The following is a 7,419-nucleotide window of genomic DNA, read 5'->3' as shown; positions in this document are numbered from 1 at the left end:
CGCGATCAACGGCAGCCAGCTCTTCGCCACCAACAGCAACGTCGCTTCGCTGTCCACCGGCCTGAGCACCACCAACAACAACGTGACCTCGCTGTCCACGTCCACCTCGACCGCCGTCAACTCGCTGTCCACCGGCCTCTCGACCGCCGGCAGCCAGATCAACTCGCTGTCCACCGGACTGAGCAGCACCAACAGCACCGTCACCTCGCTGTCCACGTCGACCTCGACCGCCGTCAACTCGCTGTCGACCGGCCTGAGCACCACCAACAGCACCGTCACCTCGCTGTCGACCTCGACCTCGACCGCCGTCACCTCGCTGTCGACCGGCCTGAGCACCACCAACAGCAATNGACCTCGACCGCCGTCAACTCGCTGTCGACCGGCCTGAGCACCACCAACAGCACCGTCACCTCGCTGTCGACCTCGACCTCGACCGCCGTCACCTCGCTGTCGACCGGCCTGAGCACCACCAACAGCAATGTCGCATCGCTGTCGTCGGGCGTGACCAACATCAACAACCAGATCTCGTCGCTGTCGACCACGATCAACAACAACACGACCCGCGCGGCCAACACGACCGGGATCGCCGCCGACATGAACGGCACCGGCTCCGACAAGCCGACCGTCACCGCCGGCTCGAATTCGGTCGCCATCGGCGCCAATTCCACCGACGGCGGCCGCTCGAACGTGGTGTCCGTCGGCAGCTCGACCCAGCAGCGCCAGATCACCAACGTCGCGGCCGGCACGCAGGGCACCGACGCGGTCAACCTGAACCAGTTGAACACGCTGTCCACCTCCGTGTCGCAGTCGATGGCGGGCCAGCAAACCTCGATCAACAACCTGAGCAGCCAGTTGAACCAGACGCAACAACAGCTGCAGCAGACTGATACAATGGCGCGCCAAGGGGTTGCCGCGGTCACCGCTTTGACGATGATGCCGCAGGTCGAACCCGGCAAGACGATCAACGTCGCAGTCGGCGTGGCGCGATTCGCAGGCCAGACCGGCACCGCATTCGGTGCCAGCGCCCACGTGACGACCAATGGCATTCTCAAGATGGGCGTCGGGGTTGCAGGCAGCAATACAGCCTACGGTGCCGGTTATGGATACAGTTGGTGATACACGAACCTCAATCGACCTCCACCCCGCCGCGTAACAAACGCTTGGCCGTCGGCATCTCGCTGTTCGCGAGAGACGGCCAGGCGATCTGGGAAAACGGCATCCATCAGAACATCGCCTACCTGACGATGTTGCTCAAGAAATCGGACCAGATCGGTCCGATTTACTTCCTGAACGGCGGCGACGCCAACGCCCTGCCGGCCGGGCTCGATTTCGCCGGGCTCGACGTGCCGCTCGTCAATCCGCGCGACGTCTCGCACGAACTCGACGTCGTGATCGAGATGGGCGCGCAGCTCCAGGTCGACTGGCTCAAGTACATGAAGGCGCTCGGCAAGAAGCTGATCGTCTGCTTCGTCGGCCATACCTACAGCGGCCTGTGCGAAACCCCGATGTTCGACCTGCCGTCCGGCCACATCTTCAACGGCGGCCCGTTCGACGAAGTGTGGATCCTCCCCAAGTCGGAAAAGATCGATGCGCCGCTGCTGCGCACGCTGACCCGCGCGCCGGTCCACACGATCCCGCACATCTGGTCGCCGTACTTCATCGACCGCCGCAATCGGGAACTGGCGGACCACGGGCTGCACTTCGGCTACCAGCCGGGCCGCGCCAAGTGGCGGCTGTCGATTCTCGAGCCGAACATCTCGGTGGTGAAGAGCTGCCAGTATCCGATGCTGGCCGCCGAAGAGCTCTACCGCGCGCAGCCGGATGCGGTCGAACACCTGTTCGTCGTCAACGCGCTGCACCTGAAGGAGCATCCGACCTTCGTGCACTTCGCGAACAGCCTGGATCTGGTCCGCCAGCACAAGGCCACCTTCGAGCCGCGCATCGACCTGCCGTCGTTCATGGCGCAGCACGCCGACGCGGTCATCTCCCATCATTGGGAAAATCCACAGAACTATCTGTACTACGACGTGCTGTACGGCGGCTATCCGCTCGTGCACAACTCGAACCTGCTGGGCGATGCGGGATACTATTACCCGACGTTCGATTCCGCCGCCGGCGGCCGCGTGCTGCTGGACGCGTGGAAGCATCACGACGCCCACCTCGACGACTATCGCCGGAAAGCCCATGCCCTGCTGCAAGACGTGTCGGTCGACAACCGCAAGAATATCGACGCGTTCGTCACGCGTCTGTATGCCTGAGCCCTTTTCCCCCGGAGACCTCGCATGACCGAAACCCCCGCCCGCGACGCGCAGAACGGCGGCAAGCGTCTCGTCGTCGGCGTGTCGCTGTTCGTGCGCGGCGCCGGCCAGTCGCTGTGGGAAAACGGGATTTTCCAGAACTGCCTGCTGCTCGTGCTGCTGCTGCGCCAATCGCCGCTCGTCGCCGAAGCCGTGATGGTGAACGGCGGCTCCGACGCCGCCGATCCCCAGTTGATGCTCGGCGAATGGAACGTGCCGCTGCTGTCGATGGACGAGGCGATGGAGCGCTGCGACGTGCTGATCGAGATGAGCGCGCAGTTCAACGCCGACTGGATCGCCGCCTACCGCTCCCGTGGCGGCAAGGTCGTGACGATGCGGGTCGGCAACGACTACGTGATCGACATCGAGCGCGCGATCTTCAAGAAGCCGTCCGGCTTCCTGTTCTCGGGCGCGACCTACGACGGCGTCTGGACGATTCCCGAATTCGAGCACTCGTGCCTGCACTACCTGGAAACCGGCCTGCGCTGCCCGGTGACGATCGTCCCGCACATCTGGCACCCGATGCTGTTCGACAAGGCCCGCGCCACGCTGGGCGAAGGGCTCGTGTACGGCTACCGGCCGGGCAGGAAGCGCTGGCGCGTGACGATGTACGAGCCGAACATCTGCATGGTGAAGACCAGCATCGTCCCGATGCTGGTGACCGAGGAAGCGTACCGGGCCGAGCCGTCGTTCGTCGAATTCGTCCGCGTGTGCAACACGCTGCACATGAAGGACCACACGACCTTCGTCAATTTCGCGCGCAGCCTCGACATCGTGAACCACAGCCTGACGACGTTCGAGGGCCGCTTCGCGATCTACGAATTCATGGCGGCGCACGGCGACGCGGTGGTGTCGCACACGTGGGAAAACGCGCAGAACTACCTGTACTACGAGCTGCTGTACGGCGATTACCCGCTGATCCACAACTCGCCGTATCTGGGCCCGTGCGGCTACTACTATCCCGACTTCGACTGCCAGGAAGGCGGGCGGCAGCTGCTCAAGGCGTTCCATGAGCACGACGCGAATCTCGACGCGTACCGCGAACACTCGAAGCGCCTGCTCGACTCCGTCAGCATCTACAATCCGGACAACGTGACGGCCTATACCGATGCGCTCGCCGTGCTGTACCGCTGAACGAATCCATCACCCGCCACGAGGAGGCCCCATGAAGCATCGTTTCGCCCAATGGACCGTCGCAAGCATCGTCGCGGCGGCCGCCACACTGGCCCACGCGCAATCCGGCACCTCGGCGGACGAACTGATCGGCGACGCCGACCGCATCGTCCAGCAGCTCGACGCCGGCCGCTTCGGCGACGTCTGGAACGGCGTCTCGCCGTTCGTGAAGAGCAAGGTCACGCAGCAGCAGTTCGTCACCGAAACCCAGCAGGCGCGCCAGTCGCTCGGCGCGGTCACGCAGCGCGGCTGGGCAGCCGTCACGCGCATCCAGTTCTCGAATTCGAAGACCGTGCCGGACGGGCTGTACGCGAACGTCGACTACGCGACCACGCTGTCCACCGGCAAGATCGCCTATGAAAAGCTGAGCTTCCGGCTCGAGGACGACGGCAAATGGCGCCTGACCGGCTACGTGCCGCGCCAGACGCAGGGGCCGCTGCCGGGCGCCGCCAGCCAGTAGGCGGTCCGCCGCCGCGCACGCGGCACCCCGGCACCATGACAAACGGGCCGGAACGCATGGCGATCATGCGTTCCGGCCCGTTTGTCATGAGAGGCCGCCGGCCGCCCTCCGGGGGCGGCGCCCGCGTTACTGCCGGCTGCCGTTGACCAGGTTCGCGAGCAGCGTGTCGTATTCCGCCACCAGCGCCGGATTCTTGGACGTATAGCGGCGCAGCAGCCCGCGCTGGCGCGCGGTATAGCCTTCCCAGTCGTCGTCGTGTTCGTCGAGCACGCGCGTCAGCACTTCCGCGCCGGTCAGCACGTCGTTCTCCGGATAGTAGTAGCCGAGATCGGGTACGAGATGCGCGTTGTGAACCAGCGGGTAGCCTTGCCAGCAGACGTCGAAATAGAAATAGTTGAGCGGGTTCTCCCATTGATGGGACACCACGATGTCGGTGAATTCGGTGAGGAACGCGGGCGTGTCGAAGCGGCCGACGAAGCTCGCCTTGCTCGCGCGCACGATCTCCAGGTAGTTCATCAGCATCACGAATTCGGGACTTTCGTGCGCGAGGCGCTCGGCGTTGGTCACGTGCGTGAACGCGATCGCATCGGGATCGCGGCGATACACCTCGTCGATGATCAGCATCGGATACACGCAGAACTTCACGACGTCGTGGTTCGGCTCCATGATCGTCAGGCGCTTCGCGCGCTTGCCGCTCGGCCGGTATTCGCCGTGCTCGGCCATCAGGCGGGTACGCTCGGTCAGGAACATCGGATCCCAGACGAACGGCACCACGCGGCCCGGCGCGCGCCGCAGCGACTGCAGGAACGGCAGCGACGACGGCGCGATCTGCGGAATCGCCCACACCTCGTCGTAGCCGCGGTTGATGAACAGCGTGTCCCACATCCGGCGGCCGAACAGGATCGACTGGGTGGCGTGGATGTACTCGAAGCCGCAGCAGTAGCTGACGATCTTGACGCCGCGCGCCTTCAGGTAGGCGGTCTGTTCGCCGTCGATCTGGCCGCCCAGCTCGATCAGCACGTCGAGCGAATCCTTCATGTCCGTGAAGGATTGGGTATCGAAGATACGGCGGTCCCAGGGCAGCGCGTCGGTCAGCGCGACATCGGTGGTGTTGACGATCGTCACGCGGTAGCCGCGCGACGACTTCATCAGAAGCTTGGCAAGAAACAGCGCATTCTGCTTGATGCCGTTGATCCAAAGGCTTTCGTTCGACTCGCGAAGGCCGATCGTGATGCCGATACGCAGGCCGTTCAAATCGACAGGGGGCGTCATTATGTGCCGGAGGGAGGTTGGAAGTCGCAGTGTAGCGCGCTACCGGCGTGTTGCGTCCCGTATCCTACCGCCCGCGCGGCGCGCCCCGAATTTTGAGTCTAGCCGACATCATATGACCGAACTGTCAGATATGGTTAAGGTTAGTCCCCACTGCGCATCCGTCAAGCCGGGTTCACGATCAGCAGTTGCGCGCCGTCGGCGACCTGGTCGCCGACCGCGTACAGCACCTCGCCGACGACACCCGCCGCCGGCGCGCCGATCGTGTGTTCCATCTTCATCGCCTCCATCACGATCAGCGGCGCGCCCTGCTCGACCCGCTGCCCCGGTTCGACCAGCACCGCGATCACCTTGCCCGGCATCGGCGCGGTCAGCCGGCCTTCGCCTTCCTCCTCGTCGGCCGCATGCGCGAGCAGGTTGCGCCACTCGAAGCGCTGCGCCGCGCCCTGGGCGAACACATGGAACACGTCGCCGTCGACGTGGACCCGGCCCCCGGTCCGCACGCCGTTCAGCGTCACCTCGTAGTCGAGCGGGCCCGGTCCGCGCGTCCAGGCGAACGGCTCGTCCGCCCCGTCGCCGATCGCGAGCGACTGCGCGCCGCGCTCGTCCGCGTAGCGCACGGCGAGCGGCGCCGGTTCGTCGTCGGCGCGCCATTCGAGGCTGCGGCGATAGCCGGCGTTCAGCCGCCAGTTCGACAGCCCGCCCCACGGGGACGCCGGCCCGCCCACCGCCGCGCGCTCGCGCGCCAGCAGCGCGGCGCACGCCAGGCCGAGCGCCGCGCGCGGCTTCGGCCGCGGCGCGAACAGCGCATCGTGATGGCGCTCGATCAGCCCGGTATCCAGATCGGCTTCGGCGAACGGCCGGCTCTCGACGATCCGTTGCAGGAATTCCGCGTTGGTGTGCAGTCCGACCACCTCGCAGTCGCGCAGCGCCCGTAGCATCCGTGCCAGCGCTTGCGCGCGATCGGCGCCGTGCGCGATCAGCTTCGCGATCATCGGATCGTAGAACGGCGTGATCGCGTCGCCTTCGCGCACGCCGCTGTCGATCCGCACCGGCGCGCCGAGCGCGAATTCGACACCTTCCGGCAACCGCAGATGCTTCAGCCGGCCGGTCGACGGCAGAAAGCCGCGCGCCGGGTTTTCCGCATAGAGCCGCGCTTCGATCGCATGGCCGCGCACCCGGAGGGCATCCTGGCGCAGCGGCAGCGGCTCGCCCGCCGCCACCCGCAGCTGCCATTCGACGAGATCGAGCCCCGTCACCATTTCGGTGACCGGATGCTCGACCTGCAAACGCGTGTTCATTTCCATGAAGTAGAACGCGTCGCCCGTCATGATGAACTCGACGGTACCCGCGCCGACATAGCCGACCGCGCGCGCCGCCGCGACCGCGGCCTCGCCCATCGCCTGCCGCTGCGCGTCGGGCAGGCCGGGCGCGGGCGCCTCTTCCAGCACCTTCTGGTGGCGGCGCTGCACCGAGCAGTCGCGGTCGAACAGATAAACCGTGTTGCCGAGCCGGTCGCCGAACACCTGCACTTCGACGTGGCGCGGCCGCTGCAGGTACTTCTCGATCAGCACGCGATCGTTGCCGAAGCTGCTGGCCGCCTCGCGCTGGCACGACGCCAACGCCGCCGGAAAATCGGCCGACTGCTCCACGACCCGCATCCCCTTGCCGCCGCCGCCGGCGCTCGCCTTCAGCAGCACCGGGTAGCCGATCGCGTCGGCTTCGCGCTGCAGCAGCGCGGCGTCCTGATCGTCGCCGTGATAGCCGGGCACGAGCGGCACGGCGGCCGCGTGCATCAGCGCCTTCGCGGCGGCCTTCGAGCCCATCGCCGCGATCGCTTCGACCGGCGGGCCGATGAACACGATGCCGGCCGCCTCGCAGGCATGCGCGAAATCCTCGTTCTCCGACAGGAAACCGTAGCCCGGATGGATCGCCTGCGCGCCGGTCGCGCGCGCCGCGTCGATGATGCGCTCGATTCGCAGGTAGCTGTCGGCGGCGGCAGACGCGCCGATATGGACGGCCTCGTCGCACGCGGCGACGTGTTTCGCGTTCGCGTCGGCGTCCGAGTAGACCGCGACGCTCGCGATGCCGAGACGTTTGCAGGTAGCGGCGACCCGGCAGGCGATTTCACCGCGGTTGGCGATCAGGATCTTGTCGAACATGGTTTGGTCAGGAAACAGGGGGAACCCACACGAATTCGTCGAGCCGGCGCGGCGGCGC

Annotated in this window: 5 protein-coding genes and 1 pseudogene; 4 read left to right on the top strand and 2 right to left on the bottom strand. The window is 66.1% G+C overall.

Translation table 11 applies throughout. The features are described from left to right. The 4 genes and pseudogenes from RZR99_RS26255 to RZR99_RS26240 all read left to right on the top strand — a co-directional run. A pseudogene (locus RZR99_RS26255) lies at positions 1 to 1,116 on the top strand (YadA family autotransporter adhesin); the annotation flags it as partial. Then, positions 1,113 to 2,258: a DUF2827 domain-containing protein gene (locus RZR99_RS26250; RefSeq protein ID WP_323122696.1), complete on the top strand. Its 1,146-nt coding sequence runs from the start codon at positions 1,113 to 1,115 to the stop codon at positions 2,256 to 2,258. The pseudogene RZR99_RS26255 and the gene RZR99_RS26250, both read left to right, overlap by 4 nt. Before the next feature lie 24 nt (positions 2,259 to 2,282). Then, positions 2,283 to 3,431: a DUF2827 domain-containing protein gene (locus RZR99_RS26245; protein WP_323122695.1), complete on the top strand. Its 1,149-nt coding sequence runs from the start codon at positions 2,283 to 2,285 to the stop codon at positions 3,429 to 3,431. Between the two features lie 31 nt (positions 3,432 to 3,462). Then, positions 3,463 to 3,930 carry a DUF4019 domain-containing protein gene (locus RZR99_RS26240; RefSeq protein WP_323122694.1) on the top strand — a complete coding sequence of 156 codons (468 nt, stop codon included), beginning with the start codon at positions 3,463 to 3,465 and terminating at the stop codon, positions 3,928 to 3,930. 126 nt (positions 3,931 to 4,056) lie between these two features. Here the strand turns inward: RZR99_RS26240 and RZR99_RS26235 are convergent, their stop codons facing one another. Both RZR99_RS26235 and RZR99_RS26230 read right to left on the bottom strand, forming a co-directional pair. Beyond that, the gene (locus RZR99_RS26235; RefSeq protein WP_323122693.1) at positions 4,057 to 5,202 is read right to left on the bottom strand and encodes a DUF2827 domain-containing protein; all 1,146 of its coding nucleotides are present in this window, start codon (positions 5,200 to 5,202) and stop codon (positions 4,057 to 4,059) included. A 161-nt stretch (positions 5,203 to 5,363) separates the two neighbouring features. After that, entirely contained in the window at positions 5,364 to 7,361 is a 1,998-nt protein-coding gene (locus RZR99_RS26230; RefSeq protein WP_323122692.1) for an acetyl/propionyl/methylcrotonyl-CoA carboxylase subunit alpha, read from the bottom strand. Positions 7,362 to 7,419 lie beyond the last annotated feature (58 nt).

The sequence above is a fragment of the Burkholderia alba genome, from assembly GCF_034721475.1.
Lineage (GTDB): Bacteria > Pseudomonadota > Gammaproteobacteria > Burkholderiales > Burkholderiaceae > Burkholderia > Burkholderia alba.
This window is presented reverse-complemented; position numbering and strand designations above follow the sequence as displayed.

Coding starts and splice junctions, on each gene's coding strand:
- RZR99_RS26245 (WP_323122695.1), top strand. CDS start 2,283: ATGACCGAAACCCCCGCCCGCGACGCGCAGAACGGCGGCAAGCGTCTC.
- RZR99_RS26235 (WP_323122693.1), bottom strand. CDS start 5,202: ATGACGCCCCCTGTCGATTTGAACGGCCTGCGTATCGGCATCACGATC.
- RZR99_RS26230 (WP_323122692.1), bottom strand. CDS start 7,361: ATGTTCGACAAGATCCTGATCGCCAACCGCGGTGAAATCGCCTGCCGG.
- RZR99_RS26240 (WP_323122694.1), top strand. CDS start 3,463: ATGAAGCATCGTTTCGCCCAATGGACCGTCGCAAGCATCGTCGCGGCG.